Annotated in this window: 21 protein-coding genes; 13 read left to right on the forward strand and 8 right to left on the reverse strand. The window is 66.3% G+C overall.

Translation table 11 applies throughout. The features are described 5' to 3' along the window. Positions 1–55: 55 nt before the first annotated feature. Genes FHR70_RS20795 through FHR70_RS20805 form a run of 3 tightly spaced genes read left to right on the forward strand, consistent with a single transcriptional unit; the run spans position 56 to position 1528 of the window. Positions 56–796, forward strand: a complete 741-nt coding sequence (locus FHR70_RS20795; RefSeq protein ID WP_183453822.1) for a heme ABC transporter permease — start codon at positions 56–58, stop codon at positions 794–796. 5 nt (positions 797–801) lie between these two features. Next, the gene (ccmD, locus tag FHR70_RS20800; RefSeq protein WP_183453824.1) at positions 802–957 is read left to right on the forward strand and encodes a heme exporter protein CcmD; all 156 of its coding nucleotides are present in this window, start codon (positions 802–804) and stop codon (positions 955–957) included. Next, entirely contained in the window at positions 950–1528 is a 579-nt protein-coding gene (locus FHR70_RS20805; protein WP_183453826.1) for a DsbE family thiol:disulfide interchange protein, read from the forward strand. Before ccmD ends, FHR70_RS20805 begins: the two co-directional genes overlap by 8 nt. On the opposite strand, the gene FHR70_RS20810 is transcribed toward FHR70_RS20805, so the two are convergent. Next, the gene (locus FHR70_RS20810) at positions 1494–1982 is read right to left on the reverse strand and encodes a YaiI/YqxD family protein (protein WP_183453828.1); all 489 of its coding nucleotides are present in this window, start codon (positions 1980–1982) and stop codon (positions 1494–1496) included. The two genes, FHR70_RS20805 and FHR70_RS20810, sit on opposite strands and share 35 nt — an antisense overlap. A gap of 137 nt (positions 1983–2119) precedes the next feature. On the opposite strand from FHR70_RS20810, the gene FHR70_RS24555 reads away from it, so the two are divergent. Next, positions 2120–3463, forward strand: a complete 1344-nt coding sequence (locus FHR70_RS24555; RefSeq protein WP_183453830.1) for an adenylate/guanylate cyclase domain-containing protein — start codon at positions 2120–2122, stop codon at positions 3461–3463. Between the two features lie 239 nt (positions 3464–3702). On the opposite strand, the gene FHR70_RS20820 is transcribed toward FHR70_RS24555, so the two are convergent. Both FHR70_RS20820 and ftsY read right to left on the reverse strand, forming a co-directional pair. Next, a complete protein-coding gene (locus FHR70_RS20820) occupies positions 3703–4299 on the reverse strand; it encodes a septation protein A (protein WP_183453832.1) in 597 nt (198 codons plus the stop codon). Beyond that, positions 4296–5624 (reverse strand): signal recognition particle-docking protein FtsY, encoded by a 1329-nt coding sequence (gene ftsY / locus FHR70_RS20825; RefSeq protein WP_183453834.1) that lies wholly within the window; start codon positions 5622–5624, stop codon positions 4296–4298. Before ftsY ends, FHR70_RS20820 begins: the two co-directional genes overlap by 4 nt. A 64-nt stretch (positions 5625–5688) precedes the next feature. Between ftsY and FHR70_RS20830 the strand changes: the two genes are divergently transcribed. Beyond that, complete coding sequence (locus FHR70_RS20830; protein ID WP_183453836.1) at positions 5689–6384, forward strand: RluA family pseudouridine synthase; 696 nt, start codon at positions 5689–5691, stop codon at positions 6382–6384. Here the strand turns inward: FHR70_RS20830 and mtaB are convergent. The 3 genes from mtaB to FHR70_RS20845 form a co-directional block, all read right to left on the reverse strand. Next, positions 6370–7623: a tRNA (N(6)-L-threonylcarbamoyladenosine(37)-C(2))-methylthiotransferase MtaB gene (mtaB, locus tag FHR70_RS20835; RefSeq protein ID WP_183453838.1), complete on the reverse strand. Its 1254-nt coding sequence runs from the start codon at positions 7621–7623 to the stop codon at positions 6370–6372. The genes FHR70_RS20830 and mtaB overlap by 15 nt on opposite strands. Further along, on the reverse strand, positions 7623–8507 hold the full coding sequence (dapF, locus tag FHR70_RS20840; RefSeq protein ID WP_183453840.1) for a diaminopimelate epimerase: 885 nt from the start codon (positions 8505–8507) through the stop codon (positions 7623–7625). The genes mtaB and dapF overlap by 1 nt, the downstream gene beginning before the upstream one ends. Before the next feature lie 66 nt (positions 8508–8573). Then, a complete protein-coding gene (locus FHR70_RS20845) occupies positions 8574–9314 on the reverse strand; it encodes a sulfite exporter TauE/SafE family protein (RefSeq protein WP_183453842.1) in 741 nt (246 codons plus the stop codon). Positions 9315–9529: 215 nt separating this feature from the next. On the opposite strand from FHR70_RS20845, the gene FHR70_RS20850 reads away from it, so the two are divergent. Both FHR70_RS20850 and FHR70_RS20855 read left to right on the forward strand, forming a co-directional pair. Next, complete coding sequence (locus FHR70_RS20850; RefSeq protein WP_183453844.1) at positions 9530–10309, forward strand: GyrI-like domain-containing protein; 780 nt, start codon at positions 9530–9532, stop codon at positions 10307–10309. Between the two features lie 8 nt (positions 10310–10317). After that, the gene (locus tag FHR70_RS20855; RefSeq protein ID WP_183453846.1) at positions 10318–10989 is read left to right on the forward strand and encodes an HAD family hydrolase; all 672 of its coding nucleotides are present in this window, start codon (positions 10318–10320) and stop codon (positions 10987–10989) included. On the opposite strand, the gene FHR70_RS20860 is transcribed toward FHR70_RS20855, so the two are convergent. After that, on the reverse strand, positions 10946–12010 hold the full coding sequence (locus FHR70_RS20860) for an MBL fold metallo-hydrolase (protein WP_183453847.1): 1065 nt from the start codon (positions 12008–12010) through the stop codon (positions 10946–10948). The two genes, FHR70_RS20855 and FHR70_RS20860, sit on opposite strands and share 44 nt — an antisense overlap. Positions 12011–12624: 614 nt before the next feature. Here FHR70_RS20860 and FHR70_RS20865 point away from each other — a divergent pair. The 6 genes from FHR70_RS20865 to FHR70_RS20890 all read left to right on the forward strand — a co-directional run bounded on the left by FHR70_RS20865 (position 12625) and on the right by FHR70_RS20890 (position 16654). Continuing rightward, entirely contained in the window at positions 12625–12840 is a 216-nt protein-coding gene (locus FHR70_RS20865) for a glutathione S-transferase (protein WP_183453849.1), read from the forward strand. 2 nt (positions 12841–12842) lie between these two features. Next, the gene (gene ffh / locus FHR70_RS20870) at positions 12843–14396 is read left to right on the forward strand and encodes a signal recognition particle protein (RefSeq protein ID WP_183454031.1); all 1554 of its coding nucleotides are present in this window, start codon (positions 12843–12845) and stop codon (positions 14394–14396) included. A 73-nt stretch (positions 14397–14469) separates the two neighbouring features. Then, entirely contained in the window at positions 14470–14829 is a 360-nt protein-coding gene (rpsP, locus tag FHR70_RS20875; RefSeq protein WP_183453851.1) for a 30S ribosomal protein S16, read from the forward strand. A gap of 8 nt (positions 14830–14837) precedes the next feature. Beyond that, positions 14838–15521: a ribosome maturation factor RimM gene (gene rimM, locus FHR70_RS20880; protein WP_183453853.1), complete on the forward strand. Its 684-nt coding sequence runs from the start codon at positions 14838–14840 to the stop codon at positions 15519–15521. After that, a complete protein-coding gene (gene trmD, locus FHR70_RS20885; protein ID WP_183453855.1) occupies positions 15518–16201 on the forward strand; it encodes a tRNA (guanosine(37)-N1)-methyltransferase TrmD in 684 nt (227 codons plus the stop codon). The genes rimM and trmD overlap by 4 nt, the downstream gene beginning before the upstream one ends. 108 nt (positions 16202–16309) lie before the next feature. Then, the gene (locus FHR70_RS20890) at positions 16310–16654 is read left to right on the forward strand and encodes a hypothetical protein (RefSeq protein ID WP_183453857.1); all 345 of its coding nucleotides are present in this window, start codon (positions 16310–16312) and stop codon (positions 16652–16654) included. 64 nt (positions 16655–16718) lie between these two features. Here the strand turns inward: FHR70_RS20890 and FHR70_RS20895 are convergent, their stop codons facing one another. Further along, complete coding sequence (locus FHR70_RS20895; RefSeq protein ID WP_183453859.1) at positions 16719–17639, reverse strand: DMT family transporter; 921 nt, start codon at positions 17637–17639, stop codon at positions 16719–16721. Between the last annotated feature and the right edge of the window lie 62 nt (positions 17640–17701).

Here is a 17701-nt window from a genome sequence, read left to right on the forward strand (position 1 = left end):
GGCTTGCGGCGATGACTCCGTTGCAGGCACAATCCAAGACCGCTACATCGAGCCCATGATCCGAGAGCTTGCCAATCCGACCCGCTTCATGAGCCTCAGCGGCACGCTGCTGCCGTGGGTGGGGGGCTTGGCTGCGCTTCTTGTGGCCGTGGGCCTCTATCTGGTCTGGTTCGCCGCGCCGGCCGACTACCAGCAGGGCGAAACGGTCAAGATCATGTATCTGCACGTGCCGGCGGCCTGGCTGTCCCTGTTCTTCTACATGATCATGGCGTCGTCCGCGCTCGGCACCCTGGTCTGGCGCCATCCGCTGGCGGACGTGTCGCAGAAGGCCGCCGCTCCCATCGGGGCGGCCTTCACGCTGATCTGCCTCGTCACCGGCTCGCTCTGGGGCAAGCCCATGTGGGGCACCTACTGGCAGTGGGATGCGCGGCTCACCTCCATGCTGGTGATGCTGCTGATCTATCTCGGGATCCTGGCGCTCTGGCGTGCCATCGAGGAGCCGAACCGGGCGGCCCGCGCCGTCTCGATCCTCACGCTGGTGGGCGCCGTGAACGTGCCCATCGTCAAGTTCTCGGTCGATTGGTGGAACACCCTGCACCAGCCGGCCTCCGTGTTCCGCATCGACGGGCCGACGATCCATCCCTCTATGCTCGTGCCGCTCCTGATCATGGCGGTGGCCTTCACCCTGATGGGTGTCGCGCTGCATCTTGCGGGCATGCGCACCGAGATCCTGCGCCGGCGCGTGCGCACCCTCACGATCCTCGAGGCCGAGCGCCTCGATGCACAGGCGGCCTGACCCTCATGTCGCACACGTTCTTCATTGCCTTTTCCTACATCGTGACCGCCCTGGTGATCGCGGGCCTGATCCTGCGCGCCGTGATCGACCACCGCATTCAGGTGCGCACGCTCGCGGACCTGGAATCCCGCGGCATCGGCCGGAGGTCCCGCCGTGGCTGAGGCAACGGAGCGCCCGCGGTCGCGCCTGATCTTCATCCTGCCCGGGCTCGTCTTTCTCGCCCTGGCGGGGCTTTTCTCCGTGCAGCTGTTCTCCGGCCGCAACCCGGCCGAGCTGCCCTCGGTTCTCATCAACAAGCCCGTTCCCACCTTCAGCCTCGCGCCGCTCGAAGGGCTTGTCGCCAACGGCCAACCCGTACCGGGCTTCTCCAACGAGGACCTGAAGGGGCGTGTCACGGTGGTGAACGTCTGGGCTTCCTGGTGCGGCCCCTGCCGCCAAGAGCATCCTTTGCTCGTCGATCTCGCCAAGGACCCGTCGATCCGGGTGGTGGGCATCAACCAGCGCGACAACCCGGACAACGCCCGCCGCTTCCTCGGCGCGCTCGGCAATCCATACGCTGCCGTCGGCGTCGACCCCAACGGCCGCGCCTCCATCGACTGGGGTGTCTACGGCGTGCCCGAAACCTTCATCGTCGGCCCCGACGGCACCATCCGCCACAAGCATATCGGCCCGCTGACGCCCGAGAATTTTGCGGGGTTTAAGGAGCGCCTGAGGCAAATCCCGCGCGCTTGAGGCGGTTGATCGCCACGTCCAACGCCGACAGGAAGGCCGAGCGGTCCTTGGGCGAGAACGGCTTCGGCCCGCCGGTCACGTCGCCCATGGCGCGCAAATCCTCCATCAGGTTGCGGGTCGCGAGCGCCATGCCGATGGAGGCCTCCGTGAAGGGCTTGCCCGTCGGGCCGATCACGTCGGCGCCGGCCGTCACGCAGCGGTGGGCGAGGGGAATGTCGGCGGTGATCACGATGGCGCCGCGCCGGGCGCGCTCGGCGATCCAGTCGTCGGCCGCATCGAACCCTGAGCTCACCACCACGCGCTCGATCAGCGGGCTCGGCGGCACCTGCAGGAACGCGTTCGACACCACGAAGACCTTCACCCGGTGGCGTTCGGCGACCTTGTAGATTTCCGCCTTCACCGGGCAGGCATCCGCATCCACATAGACGGTGATCGGTTGGACGGGATCGCTCATGAACTATATTCCTGTGGGATGCGGAGGCGCTGCTCAGCCTTGCCGTTAGGTCACGATCGCGTAACGGATCGGTAATGGAGGTTGAGGCACGTGCACTCCCTTAACGCATCAGCCCGCCCGAGAGCAAAAGGACGCCCGTGACTCCTCGATCCCGCATCCGCGCCGCTCTCGGCCTCCTCAACACCCTGAGGACCACGCCTTCGCTGAGCGATGCCACCCACCGGCTGATTCGCGAGGCCGATACCGGGGCGCTGCAGCGGGCCGGCATGGCCCGCATGGTCACCGGGGGGCTTCTGCTGCTGGCCGTCGTGGTCGCCACGGCCGGGGTCGAGCTCGACAACCCCGTGGCCCGCAAGCAGATCGCGGCCGCGGAGCTGACCCTCGCCCTGTTCGGGGCTTCCGGGTGGTTCGGCGCCTGGCTTGCTTCGAAGCGGATCGGTATTGCGCAATTGCCGGTCGTCACGGCGGTGACCGACGCCCTCCTGGTTCTCGGCAATCTCGCCTACAGCCACTGGGGCGCGGGGATTCCCGGCAGCCTCTTCGCGGCGTTTCCGGTGGCCTGGGTGGTGCCGATCACCATGGCGGCGGCGGCGATCCACTATCAGCCGCGGCTCCAAGCCTTCGTGGCCGCCATCTATGTGGTCGGCCTGACGCTGATCGCCTTCAGCGGCGGGTTCATGAGCATCGAGGAGCGGCAGCAGGATCTCGCCGCCATCGCGGGCCTGTTCTCCATGCAGACCAACATGGTCCGCATCGTCATGGTCTTTGCCGCCGGCCTGATCCTGATCCTCGTGGCGCGCCAGGGCCGGCTCATGCTGGAGCGGGCCGTGCGGGAGACCACGCTCAGGGCCAATCTCACCCGCTACCTGCCGCGGGAGCTCGCGCCCATTCTCACCGATCAGGCCTTCGCGTCCTTGCGCCAGGGACGGCGCATCCCAGTCACGGTGATGTTCGTGGACATCCGCGCCTCGACCAGCTTCGGCGAGACCATGGAGCCGGCCCAGCTTGCCGTCTTCATCACGTCCTTCCGCCGGCGCGTGCTGCGCGCGACCTCCCGGCACGGCGGCGTCATCGACAAGTTCACCGGCGACGGAGCGCTCATCCTCTTCGGCGTGCCGGGCGCGCGGGACGGGGATGCCAGCCGCGCGCTCGCCTGCGGCCGCACCCTTCTGACGCTGATCGAGCGCTGGAACGCCAAGCGCGGCTTCAACCCGCCCGTGCGGCTCGGCATCGGCATCCATACGGGCGACGTGTTCTGCGGGGTGGTGGGCGACGAGAGCCGACTCGAATTCACCGTGGTGGGCGAGACCGTCAACATCGCGTCCCGCATCGAGCAGGCGACGAAGGGCGCCGGCTGCGAGCTGCTGGCCTCGCAGGAGACCGTCATGGCGGCGGGCGAGGAGGCTCTCTGGACGGAGGTGGAGTGCGATCCGCTGCCGGGGGTCACGCGCAGGATGGTGCTGATGAAGCCGGTGGGGTGAGCTTCGTCTCACACTCGTCGTCATGGCCGGACTCGTTCCGGCCACCCACGTCTTCAGCAGGGTCAACATATACTCCAACCTCATCCTGAGGAGGTCGCGCAGCGGCCGTCTCGAAGGAGGTTCCAGTGCTCTCTGGAGGCTCCTTCGAGACGCAGCCTGACAGCTGCTCCTCAGGATGAGGTCTGAGGGTAAGAAGACGTGAATCTCCGAGACAAGCCCGGGGGTGACTTTGCGGGGCCTCAGACCTCTTCCGCCTTCTTCACCTCATGCTTGAGCAGCAGCGGCGTCTGCGCCAGGGCGAAGGCGATGGTCAGCGGCATGATGCCGAAGACCTTGAAGCTCACCCAGAAATCGGTGGTCTGCGTGCGCCAGACGATCTCGTTGAGGGCCGCGAGCGCGAAGAAGAACAAAGCCCAGCGTAAGGTCAGCTTGCGCCAGCCCTCCTCGGTGAGGTCGAACACGCTGTCGAGCACGATCTGCAGCAGGGGCTTGCGGAAATAGAGGCCGCCGAGCAGCACCAATCCGAACATTGTGTTCACGATGGTGGGCTTGAGCTTGATGAAGGTCTCGTCCTGCAGGAACAGCGTCAGCCCGCCGAACACCACCACCACAATGCCCGACACCACCGGCATGATCGGCAGCTTGCGGGTGAGCGCGTAGCTGATGCCCAGCGCGATCACCGTCGCCACGATGAAGATCCCCGTGGCGGCGAAGATACGCTGGTTCTCCGCGAAACCGAAGCGGTCGCCATAGGCGTTGCCGATGAAGAACAGGGCGAGCGGCCCGAGTTCCAGGGCGAGCTTGAGAAGGGGAGGGAGGCGTTTTTCGTCGGTCATGAATGTGCTTCTAACCCGGCAATGGCTTTAGCGAAATCCCGTGCGGTGAAAGGCTCCAGGTCCTCCACCCCCTCGCCGACGCCGATGAAGTGCACGGGGATGCGGAATTTTTCCGCCAGCGCCACCAGGATGCCGCCCCGTGCCGTGCCGTCGAGCTTGGTCATCACGAGACCGGTCACGCCCGCGGCTTTCTGGAACAGCTCGACCTGGCTGATGGCGTTCTGGCCCACGGTGGCATCGAGCACGAGGAGCGTGGCATGGGGCGCGGACGGATCGAATTTCTTCACCACGCGCACGATCTTCTCGAGCTCGGCCATGAGCCCGGCCTTGTTCTGCAGGCGGCCCGCCGTGTCGATGAGCAGCACGTCCGAGCCGTTGGCCTTCGCCTCCTGGAGCGCGTCGTAGGCGAGGCCCGCCGCATCCGCGCCCTGCTCGCGGGACAGCACCGGCGCGCCGACCCGCTCGCCCCAGACTTTGAGCTGCTCGATGGCAGCGGCCCGGAAGGTATCGCCGGCCGCGAGCATCACCTTCAAACCCTGGCTGCGGAACTTCTGGGAGAGCTTGCCGATGGTGGTGGTCTTGCCCGCCCCGTTCACGCCGATCATCAGGATGACGAAGGGTTTGTGCGACCGGTCGACGGTGAGCGGCTGAGCGACCGGCTGGAGGGTCTTCTCCACTTCGCCTGCCAGGATCGCCTTCACCTCCTGGGGCGAGATCTCCTTGTTGTAGCGCCCGGCCGAGATCGCCTCCGTGATCCGCATGGCGGCCGGAACGCCGAGATCGGCCTGGACGAGGGCATCCTCCAGCTCTTCCAAGGTGGCGGCGTCGAGCTTTCGCTTGGTGAAGAGGCCTGTCACGCTGTCGGACAGGGACGACGAGGTGCGGCGCATGCCGTCCGTGAGACGCTGCCACCAGCCGCGGGCCCCGGCTGGCGCGGGTTCGGGAACGACTTCGGCGGGGGCAGGCTCAGGCGCCGGCAGATCCGCGGCGGTGATGTCCGGGCGCAGCTCGGGACCGTGATCGGTGACGATGCGTGGCAGCGGCTCCTGCGGGTTGGTGCCCTCCGGATCCAGGCCTTCGACCGGCTGGAGATCGGCGCCGGCCAGCTCCGCCGGCGCCTTGTTCTCCTCGGGCGTGTCCGGGGAGGCGGTGGTCACCGTCGAGGGAGCGGCCGCGAGATCGTCCGCACCTGTCGTGGGCGGAGAGGGCATGGCCTCCGGTTCGCCGCCGGCCTGCGGCATTTCCGGCACGGGCTCGGGAGCCGTGGGTGCTTCAGCCTTGCGCCCGAACAGACGGGAGAGGAATCCGGGCTTGTTTTCGGCCATGCTCTGCGTGCCTTATGAATGCTGGTGCTTGATTTAGAATCGCTGCCTCGATAGCCGAGGCATCATGAATGCGGAAGAGATAGTCAACCGATTGCTGTATCGCGATGCCCTGATGCTCGTGATCGACAAACCGGCCGGCCTGCCGGTGCACCCGGGCCCCAAGGGCGGCGAGACCCTGTTTCATCATCTCGATTCCCTGCGCTTCGGTTTGCCGCGCCGCCCCGAAGCCGCGCACCGCCTCGACAAGGACACGTCAGGCTGCCTCGTGCTGGGGCGGCATCCCAAGGCCATCGCCCGTTTGAACGAGCTGTTCCGAAAAAATGAGGTCGACAAGGTCTATTGGGCCGTGGTCGAGGGCGGGCCGGAGGCGGAAGAGGGCGAAATCGATCTGCCCCTCGCCCCGAAATCCCCGGATCGCGGCTGGTGGATGAAGGTTGATCCGAAAGGCCAGCCCTCTCTGACCGAATGGCGGGTGCTGGGGCGGAGCGGCGGTCTCACCCTGCTCGAACTGCGCCCCATCACCGGACGCACCCATCAGCTGCGCGTCCATTGCCAAGCCTCGGGGTTTCCGATCCTCGGCGATCCGATTTACGGCACGGCCCCGCGCTTCGGCGGTCCGGGCCTGCACCTGCACGCCCACAGCGTCACCGTGCCGCTTTATCCGAAGAAGGACCCCATCATGGTGGAAGCGCCGGTGCCGGAGCATATGCGGGAGCGGGTGGAGGCGTGCGGCGTGCGGCGTGCCTTAAGCCGCCAATAATTCCTTGCCGTCGTGACCGGCGATCGTCGCCGGCACGATCTCGCCTGGCGTCATCGGTCGGTCAAAGCGCACCAGCGTGAACCCTTCCGTGCGGCCGAGCTGGTTGGACTCGATCAGCACGTTGCGCTGCGCACCAATCTCTTCGGCGAGATGCTTCAGCAGCGCCGCCTCGCCCTTCTCACGCAGCCTGCGCGCCCGCTCCTTCACCACGTCGCGGGCGACCTGCGGCATGCGGGCGGCGGGCGTTCCGGGGCGGGGGGAGAACGGGAAGACGTGGAGATGCGTGAGGCTGCATTCCTCGACGATGTCGAGGGAGCGGGTGAACATCTCCTCGGTCTCGGTCGGGAAGCCCGCGATGATGTCGGCGCCGAAGACCATGTCAGGACGCAACCGCTTCACCTGCTCGCAGAACGCGATGGCGTCGGCCCGCAGGTGCCGGCGCTTCATGCGCTTCAGCACCATGTCGTCGCCGGCCTGCAGCGAGAGATGCAGATGCGGCATCAGGCGGGATTCATTAGCGATCACGTCGAGCAGATCGTCGTCGGCCTCCACCGAATCGATGGACGAGATGCGAAGCCGCTCAAGCTCCGGCACGTGGCGCAGCAGACCCTTCACCAGGGTGCCGAGCTTCGGCTCGCCGGGCAGGTCCTTGCCGTAGCTCGTGATGTCGACGCCGGTGAGCACCACCTCGCGGGAGCCGTGCTCCACCAGGGTCCGCACCTGCTCCACCACCGCACCCATGGGCACGGAGCGGGAATTGCCGCGGCCGTAGGGGATGATGCAGAAGGTGCAGCGGTGGTCGCAGCCGTTCTGCACCTGCACGAAGGCGCGGGTGCGCCCGCGCATGCCGTCGATGAGGTGAATGGCGGTTTCCTTCACCGCCATGATGTCGTTGACCAGAACCCTTTCCGTGAGAGCGACGCCGAAATCGCGCATGCCGGCCCAGGTCTCGGCCTTCATCTTCTCATGGTTGCCGACGACTTGGGATACCTCCGGCATGGCTGCGAAAGTTTCGGGCTCAACTTGAGCCGCGCAACCCGTCACGATGATGCGCGCACCGGGCTTCTCGCGGGCGAGCTTGCGGATCGACTGGCGGGCCTGGCGCGTGGCTTCGCCCGTGACCGCGCAGGTGTTGACGATCACGACCTCGCCGAGGCCGGCTTCCTCCGCGTGGCGCTGCATGGCCTCCGACTCGTAGGTGTTGAGCCGGCAGCCGAAGGTGACGACCTCGACCGCCATCACGCCACCTCGGTGAAGAGGGCCAGGGGGAGGATGCCCTCGTGCTCCAGTTCGGTCGGGCCGGTCATGAGCACGTGATCGTCGCTCTCGCGCCACTCGATGACGAGGTCGCCGCCGGGCAGCGCCACAACGGCCTTGCGGCCGGTGAGCCCTTTTCGGGCGGCGGCCACCAGGGTGGCGCAAGCGGCCGAGCCGCAGGCGCGGGTGGCACCGGCGCCGCGCTCCCAGACGCGGAGCACGATGTGCTCGGGGCTTGTGACCTGGGCAAACGAGATGTTGGCGCGCTCCGGCAGGGCCGGATCGTGCTCGAAGATGGGGCCGATGGCGGCGAGGTCGTAGGCGAGCGCGTCCTCGACCCAGAAGATCACATGCGGATTGCCCATGCTCACAGCGGACGGCCCGTGCAGCTCAGGCGCGTCGGGCAGTCGGGTATCGAGGGCGATGGTGCGGGTGTCCGGATAGGGATCGCGCAGGGGGATCTCGTTCCAGGCGAGCCGCGGCGGGCCCATGTCGACGGTGAAGACCCGGTCGGAGACCCGCTCCACGGGCAGAAGCCCGGCCTTGGTCTCGAGCACCAGATCGCCTTCCACCGGCCGGCTCATGACAGGGTCCACCGTCATCGCCCAGGCGACGCAGCGGGTGCCATTGCCGCAGGCGCCGGATTCCGAACCGTCCGTGTTGTAGATGCGCATATAGGCATCGGTGCCGGGGGTGACGGGATCGTGCAGCACCATGAGCTGGTCGAAGCGCGAGCGCGGATCCGCCGCGATGGAACGCGCCTCCGCGGCGCTCACCCGATGGGGTGAGCCGCGCAGGTCGAGCACGGTGATCTCGTTGCCGAGACCGTTCATCTTCAGGAAGCGGCTGTTCGAAAGAGCACTCATGGGGCCGTATATGGCTGAAAACGCGGGGAATCGCGAGAGGCGTTGAAAAGCCCTGCGGCAATAATGTCAGAACGCCGCCAGGATCCGCGGAATGCTCGTGGCGATGATGAGGAGGCCGACAGCCACCATCAGCGGCCGGGTCGGCACACGACTCACCACCAGCCCGCCGAGGGGTGCTGCCAGCACGCCACCGACGATGAGGCCCGCCGCCGAGCTCAGCTCGGACCAGCCCAGGGTCACGATGAAGGTGGCCGAGATGACCGTGGTGACCAGGAATTCGGTGAGGTTCGTCGAGCCGATCACCTGCCGGGGCGCATGGCCCCGGCCGATCAGGGAGCTGGTGACGATGGGGCCCCATCCGCCGCCGCCCATGGCGTCGAGCAGACCGCCGCCTGCACCGATGAAAGGTACCAGTCGGTCGCTCACCTCCCGTGGCCAGAGGGGCCGGAACGCCTTGAAGAGGATGTAGAGGCCGATCGCCAGGAGATAAGCCGACACCAGGGGCTGGATGGTCTTGGCGTCGATACTGGCCAGAATGAAGGCCCCGATGCCGCCACCGATCATGCCGGCCGGCGCCAGCCGGGCCACGAGACGCCAGTTCACGTTGCGATGAGCCACATGGGAGGCTCCGGAGGCCGCCGTGGTGAAGATCTCCGTCACATGGGTGACGGCGCTCGCAGTGGCGGGCGGTACCCCGAAGGCCAGGAGGCTCGTGGTGGACAGCACCCCGAAGGCCATGCCGAGGGCCCCATCGACAATCTGAGCCCCGAAGCCGATCAGCGCAAAGATCAGAAAGTCTTCCGTCATGGATGAGCCCACAGGCGAGGGGACGAAGCACGAGCATATGGCATCGGCCCCAGCTTCCGGGAGAGCCTTGCGCTGTCAATCAGACCAAATGTTGGGCAGCCCTGCTGCAATCCGTCTCTCCACAGCGGCGCGGAGATGCTCTCGCGGCTGCTTCGAAAGCCTTCTATGTTGCAGCACGATATCCCTTCTTGATTCGCGGGTAAGGCGTTCTTCTCATGCGGCTGCGCTTCTTCCATCCTGTTCTCGTCCTGGCCCTCTGCTCCGGGGTGGCGCTGGCGCAGACGCCTCCGCCCGCAAGCCCGCCCCCGGCCGCGCCCGAAGCGGCCGCGCCTGCGCCGGCTGCCCCTCCACCGGCTGCGTCGCCGGCCCAACCTGCTCCGGCCGCTCCGTCGGAGAATCCGGCCCAGCCGCAGCCTCCCGCGACGGCTCAGCCCGCACCCGTCGTTCCGGCGCCGACGGCTCCCGCCAGCCCGGCTCCGGTGCAGGATGCCGCCCGCTCGACCCTGTTCCCGAACCCGAGCGATCCGACCGGCGTAGAGGAGGGTGTGCTCATGCCCAAGACCACGGTGGTGCTCGCCGGCATCAGCACCTGGGACGAGGCCTTCGACAACCTGAAGAACGCTTTCTCAAAGATCGACGGCGAGATGAAGAAGGCCGGGATTGCGCCCGCAGGCCGGCCGCTCACGATCTTCGTCGACACCGACGACAACGGCTTCAAATACGAGGCCATGGTGCCGATCGCCAAGGTGCCGGAGGGTAAGACCGAGCTGACGCCTGAGATCAAGTTCGGCCGCACGCCGGAGGGCAAGTCCTTCCGCTTCGTGCACAAGGATGCCTATGACGAGATCGACGGCACCTACGAGACGATCACGGCCTATCTCGACATCAAGGAGATCGTGGCCAAGGACGCGTTCATCGAGGAATACGTGAGCGACTTCACGGATTCGCAGGACACCAATTTCGAGGTGAACATCTACGTTCAGCCGAAGGAATGAAGCCTGCGATGATCGCTCTTTTCGACCTCGACGGGACCCTGACGGATCCGAAAACCGGCATCACTCGCTCGGTCCAATATGCGCTTGAGCGAATGGGGCGTCCCGTTCCGGAAGCGGACGAGCTGACCTGGATGATCGGGCCGCCGCTGATTGCGGGCTTCACGAAGCTTTTGGGTATGGCCGACGAAGCGCCGGAGGCCGTTCGGCTCTACCGTGAACGGTTCAGCGATGTCGGGCTGTTCGAGAACGAAGTCTATGCCGGCATTCCGGCTGTGCTCCGGATTCTTCAGGACAAGGGCATCCGCCTCTACGTCGCGACCTCGAAGCCGCATGTCTTCGCGCGGCGGATTCTCGATCATTTCGAACTGTCGCGCTTCTTCGTTGGGATTTACGGCTCCGAACTCGACAACCGCAATGCCGACAAGCGCGATCTCATCCGGCACATCCTCGAGCAGGAGCGCTTCGACCCGGCGCAGGCCGTCATGATCGGCGACCGGGAGCACGATGCCATCGGGGCAAAGGCCAACGGCATCATGAGCATCGGCGTCACCTGGGGCTACGGCTCCCGCGAGGAACTGCTGGCCGCAGGAGTTGCCTGCCTCGTGGACGATCCCCAGGCGCTGGAGGAGCTGGTCGTCACGCTGACGGCTCCCAAGCCTCACCGGGCCGCAACGCTCTGAATCGGTCTTCCGGAATCTCAGCCGTCTGCAAGGCGACGGCCAGTTCTTGCGGCGGCTCCTCGATGCCCTCGTCGGTGAGCCGGAACGTGCCCCAATGGTGGCCTAGCGCCTGATCGGCTTCGACGATGCGCAGCACCTTCACGGCATCCTCCGGGTTCATGTGCTGCGGCTCCATGAACCAGCGCGGCTCATAGGCGCCGATGGGCAGATGCGCGAGGCGCGGCCTGCCGAAGCGCTCCCGAACGCCGTGAAAGATCTTGCCGTCGCCGAAGCCCGTATCGCCGATATGGTAGATCACGCCCGCCGGCGTCGTGAGCACAAAGGCGCACCAGAGCGCCATGCGCCGGTCGTTGATGCCGCGCGCCGACCAGTGATAGGCGGGTTCCAGATGGGCCGTGACGCCGTTACCAAGCTCGACCGATCCGCCCCAGTCTCGCGTCTCGACCGGGATCTCCGGATGCTCGGCCCGGATCACCGCGTCGTTGCCGAGCGGTGCCACGAATTTCGGCCGGTGCCGCTGCCAGAGCCTCCCCAGGGTCTCGGTGTCGAGATGGTCGTAGTGGTTGTGCGTGATCAGCACCACGTGGATCGGCGGCAGGTCGTCAAAGGCGATACCGGGCGGGTTGACCCGCGTCGGGCCGGCGAAGGAGACGGGGCTCGCCTTCTCGGAAAAGACCGGATCGACCAGGATGTTGAGCCCCGCCACCTGGATCAGGAACGACGCGTGGCCGATGAGCGCCGAGCGCAGGCCGGCCACCTCCGCCGGGGGCTTGTCCCGGAAGGGACTCGGGAAGCTCTCGGGCCAATCCCTCCGACCGCCCTGAAGCCGCCAGCGCGCCAGTTCGAGCAGCCCCTTGTCCTGCGGCTGGCCAGGCGTGAAGAACCGTACCCCGTCGAAATGGTCGCTGACCGGACCGTCGTAATAGCGGTTTTTCGAGCGCGCGGCGGTCATCCAGCCCAGGGCCCCGGTAACGGTGACGACAGGAAAGCCTAGCGCTTTGATCAGGGTACGACGGTTCATCGGTGCAGGGATCCTCGGCGAAGCTTTAAGCGTGGGGATGCGAAGGAGGATCGGCAAGTGTTTGTGTGTTTCCCTCCCCCTTGCGGGGAGGGGCAGGGGTGGGGGTGGTTCGGCTAGGTGAGCGGCTAATCTACCTGGATGCTGTAGCAAGCCGCACGCTTCCTGAATAAAGCACGGCGCTCTGACTTTGCGACCCCCACCCGGCCGCTTCGCGGCTGCCCCTCCCCGCAAGGGGGAGGGAAAGGACGCGCCGTCTCAGTCCAACGATCCCGGATCTTCGCTACGCTTCGTCCGGGATGACCGCAAGCTTGCTTCAATGGCTCTTTTCCTTGACTCTGCTGCCCTTTTCCCTTAAGCGCTGGCCGCAAATCTGTAGAGCGAGCCCATTTGAGCCGCCGACCAGCCCGAGAGGCTGGAGGTCAACGTCCGACAGCGCGATGCGCCCTCGGGCGCGCTTTCATTTGGGTTTCTCCACACACAGACCCTCATCCTGAGGCGCCTGCACAGCAGGCGTCTCGAAGGAGGGTCCAGCGTGCACTGGAGACGCCTCGTCCTTCGAGACGGCCTGACGGCCTCCTCAGGATGAGGCTAGGAAGGTGCCAAGGGATGAACGGATGTCGGACAAGACTTTGCGCATCGAGGACGCGGTCAACGAGACCTGCCCGTGGTCGGGGCAGCCGATCGCGGCGGATTCGCTCACCCTCTATCGCGGCGAGGTGGTCGGCTTCTGCAATCCCGGCTGCCGCGACAAGTTCGAGGCGGCCATAAGCCACTTTGAAAAAGCCCTCGAGGATCGCGATGTACCCCTCATCGCAAGAGGAATTGAGTGATCATGTTCGAAGGCCTGTCCGATAAGCTTTCCACTATCCTCAACGGGCTGACGCGCCGCGGCGCGCTCACCGAGGAGGATGTCAACGCGGCCCTGCGTGAGGTTCGCCGCGCCCTGCTCGAGGCCGACGTGGCCCTCGAGGTGGTGCGCTCCTTCACCGATAAGGTGCGGGCCCGCGCGGTCGGCGCCGAGGTCGTGAAGTCGGTCTCGCCGGGCCAGCAGGTGGTCAAGATCGTCCACGACCAGCTCGTGGAGATGCTAGGCGCGGACGCCGAGATCATTGATCTCAACGCCGTGCCCCCCGTGGGCATCCTCATGGTCGGTCTCCAGGGCTCGGGCAAGACGACCACGACAGCCAAGATCGCCCGGCGCCTGAAGGATCGCGAGAACCGCAAGGTGCTCATGGCCTCCCTCGACACCCGCCGCCCCGCCGCCATGGAACAGCTCGCGGTGCTGGGCAAGCAGGTGGGCGTCGATACGCTGCCGATCGTGGCCGGCCAATCGGCGGTGCAGATCGCCCGCCGCGCCATGGAGGCGGCTCGGCTTGGCGGCTACGACGTGGTCATGCTCGACACCGCCGGCCGCGTCACCGTGGATGAGGCCCTCATGGTGGAGGCCGCTGAGGTGCGCACCGCCACCGGCCCGCACGAGGTGCTGCTCGTGGCCGATGCGCTCACCGGCCAGGACGCGGTCAACACCGCGCGCGCCTTCGACCAGCGTCTCGGCGTTACCGGCATCGTGCTGACCCGCATGGACGGCGACGCCCGCGGCGGCGCGGCCCTGTCCATGCGCGCCGTGACCGGCAAGCCGATCAAGCTCATCGGCACGGGCGAGAAGGTCGATGCGCTCGAGGAGTTCCATCCTTCGCGCGTCGCCAACCGCATCCTCGGCATGGGCGACATCGTCTCACTCGTCGAAAAGGCCGCCGAGAACTTCGACGCCGAAAAAGCCCAGCGCATGGCCGACAAGATGCGCAAGGGCAAGTTCGATCTGGAGGATCTGCGCGACCAGCTCGCCCAGATGGAAAAGATCGGCGGCATCGGCGGCATGCTCGGCATGCTGCCCGGCATCGCCAAGATGAAGTCGCAGCTCGAGAACGCCAATCTCGACGACAAGGTCATCAAGCGTCAGCGCGCCCTCATCGACTCCATGACCCCGGCCGAGCGCCGCAACCCGGACATCCTCAAGGCCTCGCGCAAGAAGCGCATCGCGGCCGGTGCCGGCATGAAGGTCGAGGACATCAACAAGCTTCTGAAGATGCACCGCCAGATGGCCGACATGATGAAGATGATGGGCGGCGGTAAGGGCAAGGGCATGGCCGGCCAGCTCGGCAAGATGTTCGGCCTCGGCGGCGGCATGGGTGGCATGCCCCAGCCGACGCCGGAGCAGATCGAGGCCCTGCAGAAGCAGATGGGCGGCAAGCTGCCCGACTTCCCCGGCGGCGCCGGCGGTCTTCCGTCGATGCCGAAAGGCGTGCCGGGCCTTCCGGGTCTGGGTGCTGGCAAGATCCCCGGCCTGCCAGGCATTGGCAGCTTCCCGTTCGGGAAGAAGAAATAGGTTTCGTCGTTCCCGCCTGCGCGGGGATGACACGAAGGCAAGTTTGATCACAGGACACCAAAAGGAGTATCCCATGTCCCTGAAGATCCGTCTCACCCGTGGTGGTGCGAAGAAGCGTCCCTACTACCGCATTGTTGTCGCCGACTCGCGCTCCCCGCGCGATGGCCGCTTCATCGAGAAGGTCGGCACCTACGACCCGATGAAGCCGAAGGACGATGCCGGCCGCGTCGTTCTCGAGACCGAGAAGATCCAGGCTTGGCTCGCCAAGGGCGCCCAGCCGACCGACCGCGTCCTGCGCTTCCTCGATGCCGCCGGCCTTCTGAAGCGTCCGGCCCGCAACAACCCGCAGAAGGCGGTGCCTGGCAAGAAGGCCCAGGAGCGCGCCGACGCCAAGGCCGCGGCTGCTGCCGCCGGCGAAGGCGAGGCTGCGTAAGCTTCGATATGAAGCGGGGGCGCAATCCATCCTCCCCTGGAGGGGGAGGGTCGACGCTGCGTGAGCAGCGGCGGGGTGGGGTGGAAACACCTCGCCCTGCAAGGTCGCGCTCCCACCCCGCCCCGGACCGCAGCGTCCAGCAACGAAACGATCTCGTCCTTGTGGGCGAGTTCGGCCGCGCCCATGGCCTGAAAGGCGAGGTGCGGCTGAAATCCCATACGGGCGAGCCACAGGCGATTGCCGATTACCGGCCGCTGATCGCCAGCAATGGCAAAACCTATTCCTTGAAGAATGTGCGGACCGCTCCCGGCGGCGCACCCGATCTGCTCATCGCGGTCGTCGATGGCGTTTCCACGCGCGAAGCCGCTGAAGCGCTCAACCGCGTGCAGCTTTACGTCGAGCGCGACAAGCTTCTTCCGCCCGACGAGGACGATGAATTCCTGCTCGCCGACCTGATCGGCCTCACCGTTCACAACGAAGCCGGCGAGATCATCGGCACCGTAGTGGCGGTGCCTAATTACGGCGGCGGCGATCTTCTCGAAATCGCGCCTGTTCCGAGCGGCCCAACTGCGCTCCTGCCTTTCACCAAGGCCTTCGTGCCGGTGGTGGATGTCGCGGCAAAGCGCATCGTGGCCGCGCCGCCCGACGACCTGTTCGAGCCCGCCAAACCTCAGCCCGAGGATGAGGCGTGAGCTTTTCTGCCACCATCCTGACCCTCTATCCGGACATGTTCCCGGGCCCGCTCGGAATGTCGCTCTCCGGCGATGCGCTGGCGCGGGGCGTGTGGTCGCTCGAAGCGAAGAACATCCGCGATCATGGCCTCGGCCGCCACCGCACCGTCGACGACACGCCGGCCGGCGGCGGTCCCGGCATGGTGATCCGCTGCGATGTGCTGGCCTCCGCGATCGATGCGAATGTGCCCCTCGACGATCCGCGCCCGAAGCTGCTCATGAGCCCGCGCGGCCGGCCACTGACGCAATCATACGTGCGCGAGCTCGCGGCCGGTCCCGGTGTCGTCATCGTCTGCGGCCGTTTCGAGGGCGTGGACGAGCGCGTGATCGAGGCGCGTGGCTTAGCTGAGATCTCCATCGGCGACTACGTGCTCTCCGGCGGCGAGATGGCCGCCATGATCGTGCTCGACTCTTGCGTGCGGCTCCTGCCCGGCGTCATGGGCAAGGAGGCGTCGGGCACCGAGGAGAGTTTTGAATCGAACCGCCTCGAATACTCGCACTACACCCGTCCCCGCGAGTGGGAGGGAAGGCCCATTCCCGACGTGCTGCTCTCCGGCAATCACGCCCTGATTGAGCGCTGGCGCCGCGAGGAATCGGAGCGCATCACCCGCGAGAGAAGGCCGGATCTGCTGGAGCGCTAGAGTGTCTCCGGTGCTGGACGTCCGAAGGACTCGATGCGGCGCACCTGCGGAACGGCAACGGCCGTCAGGGGATTGATGGAACGGGGCCCTCGATCATGGGAGATCGGCATGGTCAGTCGCATCATTCTCGGCACGACACTCGCCTTCGTGGTCATCAGCCCCAGCCTGGCCGGACCCTGCACGCAACGGCTCGCCGACCTGGAGAAATCCATCTCGGCGCGGCAGGAGGGAGGCGGCCCCGCGCTCGATGCACCGGCAACAACGGGTTCGGCCGCCCAGGGTTCGTCGTCGGCGTCAGGACAAGGCGCGAACGTTACGGCCCAGAGCCAAGGCCACAACCAGGCCATGCAGATGATCCAGCAGGCGAAGCAACTCGACCAGCAGGGCAAGGAAGCCGAATGCATGGACATGGCCGGCAAGGTCCAAGCCATGGCTCCTCCCGCGACCAAGTAGGCAGCGGATTGTTCCCGCGATCGATGCCGCCGTGTTTCCTGGTCCACGGCGGCATCGAAACACCTCACGTCTTGGCAGGCTGCGCGTGCTGTCCCGTGCCGGAGCGGCTCATGCGAAGACGCCACTTGAGATTCACGCCTGCGCTGCCGAGCAGGATCAACCCGATGCCGCTCCACTGGCCGAGAGACAGATCGCGGCCATAGGCCAAGTAATCCACCAGAATGGCAACGGCCGGGTAGGTGAACGACAGCACGGCGATCACCGGCGTCGGCAGCTTCTGGAGCGCCGCGTACAGGAAGATGTACATGATGCCGGTGTGCACGACGCCGAGCACCACGAGGTAGCTCCATTGCAGGGAATGCGTCGGCAGGCTGGAGAAGTCCGCCAGCGGCAGAAGCATCGCGGTACCGAGCACGGCCTGTACGAGCGCGATCACGTGCGGTGGAATGCCTTTGAGCTGCTTCACGATGACTGATGCCACCGCATAGAGAAAGGCTGCTCCGAGCGCCTGCAGCAGCCCGATCCCATAGCCGCTGCTCCAGGAGAGGCCGCCAGCCTCGACCTGGGTGACCATGAGAAGCCCCACAAAGGCAAGGGCGATGAAGCCGAACGCGTCTCCTGTCGGCCGCTCGCCAAACAGGATCATTCCGAGCAGGATCAGGAAGAAGGGCTGGGTGTTGTAGACGGCGGTCGCGATCGAGATCGAGGCGTGCCCGTAGGACGAGAACAGCAGCACCCAGTTGAGCACGATGGCCGCACCGCTCAAAAGGGCGAGCATCAGCGTCCGGGTCGAGAACGGCCAGGGCGCGAGCAGGCCCTTCGCCCAGCAATAGGCGAACAGACTCAAGGCCCCGAACAGGCAGCGGAAGAACACCACGTTCCAGACGATCTGGCCGGATTCGACGACGAAGTACCCGATGGTGCCCGACAGCGCCATGGCGGCGATCATCTCCAGCCGTCCCGAAAATTCCACCTGCGATTTCATCGCTGCACCTCCTGTGACGAGGGCAGAACTTTATCTTTTGTCGCGAGAGGCGTACTCTCAGG

It is taken from the genome of Microvirga lupini (genome assembly GCF_014191055.1).
In the GTDB taxonomy this organism is placed as follows: domain Bacteria; phylum Pseudomonadota; class Alphaproteobacteria; order Rhizobiales; family Beijerinckiaceae; genus Microvirga; species Microvirga lupini_A.

Coding starts and splice junctions, on each gene's coding strand:
- FHR70_RS20795 (WP_183453822.1), top strand. CDS start 56: ATGATCCGAGAGCTTGCCAATCCGACCCGCTTCATGAGCCTCAGCGGC.
- ccmD (WP_183453824.1), top strand. CDS start 802: ATGTCGCACACGTTCTTCATTGCCTTTTCCTACATCGTGACCGCCCTG.
- FHR70_RS20810 (WP_183453828.1), bottom strand. CDS start 1,982: ATGAGCGATCCCGTCCAACCGATCACCGTCTATGTGGATGCGGATGCC.
- FHR70_RS20820 (WP_183453832.1), bottom strand. CDS start 4,299: ATGACCGACGAAAAACGCCTCCCTCCCCTTCTCAAGCTCGCCCTGGAA.
- ftsY (WP_183453834.1), bottom strand. CDS start 5,624: ATGGCCGAAAACAAGCCCGGATTCCTCTCCCGTCTGTTCGGGCGCAAG.
- FHR70_RS20830 (WP_183453836.1), top strand. CDS start 5,689: ATGAATGCGGAAGAGATAGTCAACCGATTGCTGTATCGCGATGCCCTG.
- mtaB (WP_183453838.1), bottom strand. CDS start 7,623: ATGGCGGTCGAGGTCGTCACCTTCGGCTGCCGGCTCAACACCTACGAG.
- dapF (WP_183453840.1), bottom strand. CDS start 8,507: ATGAGTGCTCTTTCGAACAGCCGCTTCCTGAAGATGAACGGTCTCGGC.
- FHR70_RS20845 (WP_183453842.1), bottom strand. CDS start 9,314: ATGACGGAAGACTTTCTGATCTTTGCGCTGATCGGCTTCGGGGCTCAG.
- FHR70_RS20850 (WP_183453844.1), top strand. CDS start 9,530: ATGCGGCTGCGCTTCTTCCATCCTGTTCTCGTCCTGGCCCTCTGCTCC.
- FHR70_RS20855 (WP_183453846.1), top strand. CDS start 10,318: ATGATCGCTCTTTTCGACCTCGACGGGACCCTGACGGATCCGAAAACC.
- FHR70_RS20860 (WP_183453847.1), bottom strand. CDS start 12,010: ATGAACCGTCGTACCCTGATCAAAGCGCTAGGCTTTCCTGTCGTCACC.
- FHR70_RS20865 (WP_183453849.1), top strand. CDS start 12,625: ATGTCGGACAAGACTTTGCGCATCGAGGACGCGGTCAACGAGACCTGC.
- ffh (WP_183454031.1), top strand. CDS start 12,843: ATGTTCGAAGGCCTGTCCGATAAGCTTTCCACTATCCTCAACGGGCTG.
- rpsP (WP_183453851.1), top strand. CDS start 14,470: ATGTCCCTGAAGATCCGTCTCACCCGTGGTGGTGCGAAGAAGCGTCCC.
- rimM (WP_183453853.1), top strand. CDS start 14,838: ATGAAGCGGGGGCGCAATCCATCCTCCCCTGGAGGGGGAGGGTCGACG.
- FHR70_RS20890 (WP_183453857.1), top strand. CDS start 16,310: ATGGTCAGTCGCATCATTCTCGGCACGACACTCGCCTTCGTGGTCATC.
- FHR70_RS20895 (WP_183453859.1), bottom strand. CDS start 17,639: ATGAAATCGCAGGTGGAATTTTCGGGACGGCTGGAGATGATCGCCGCC.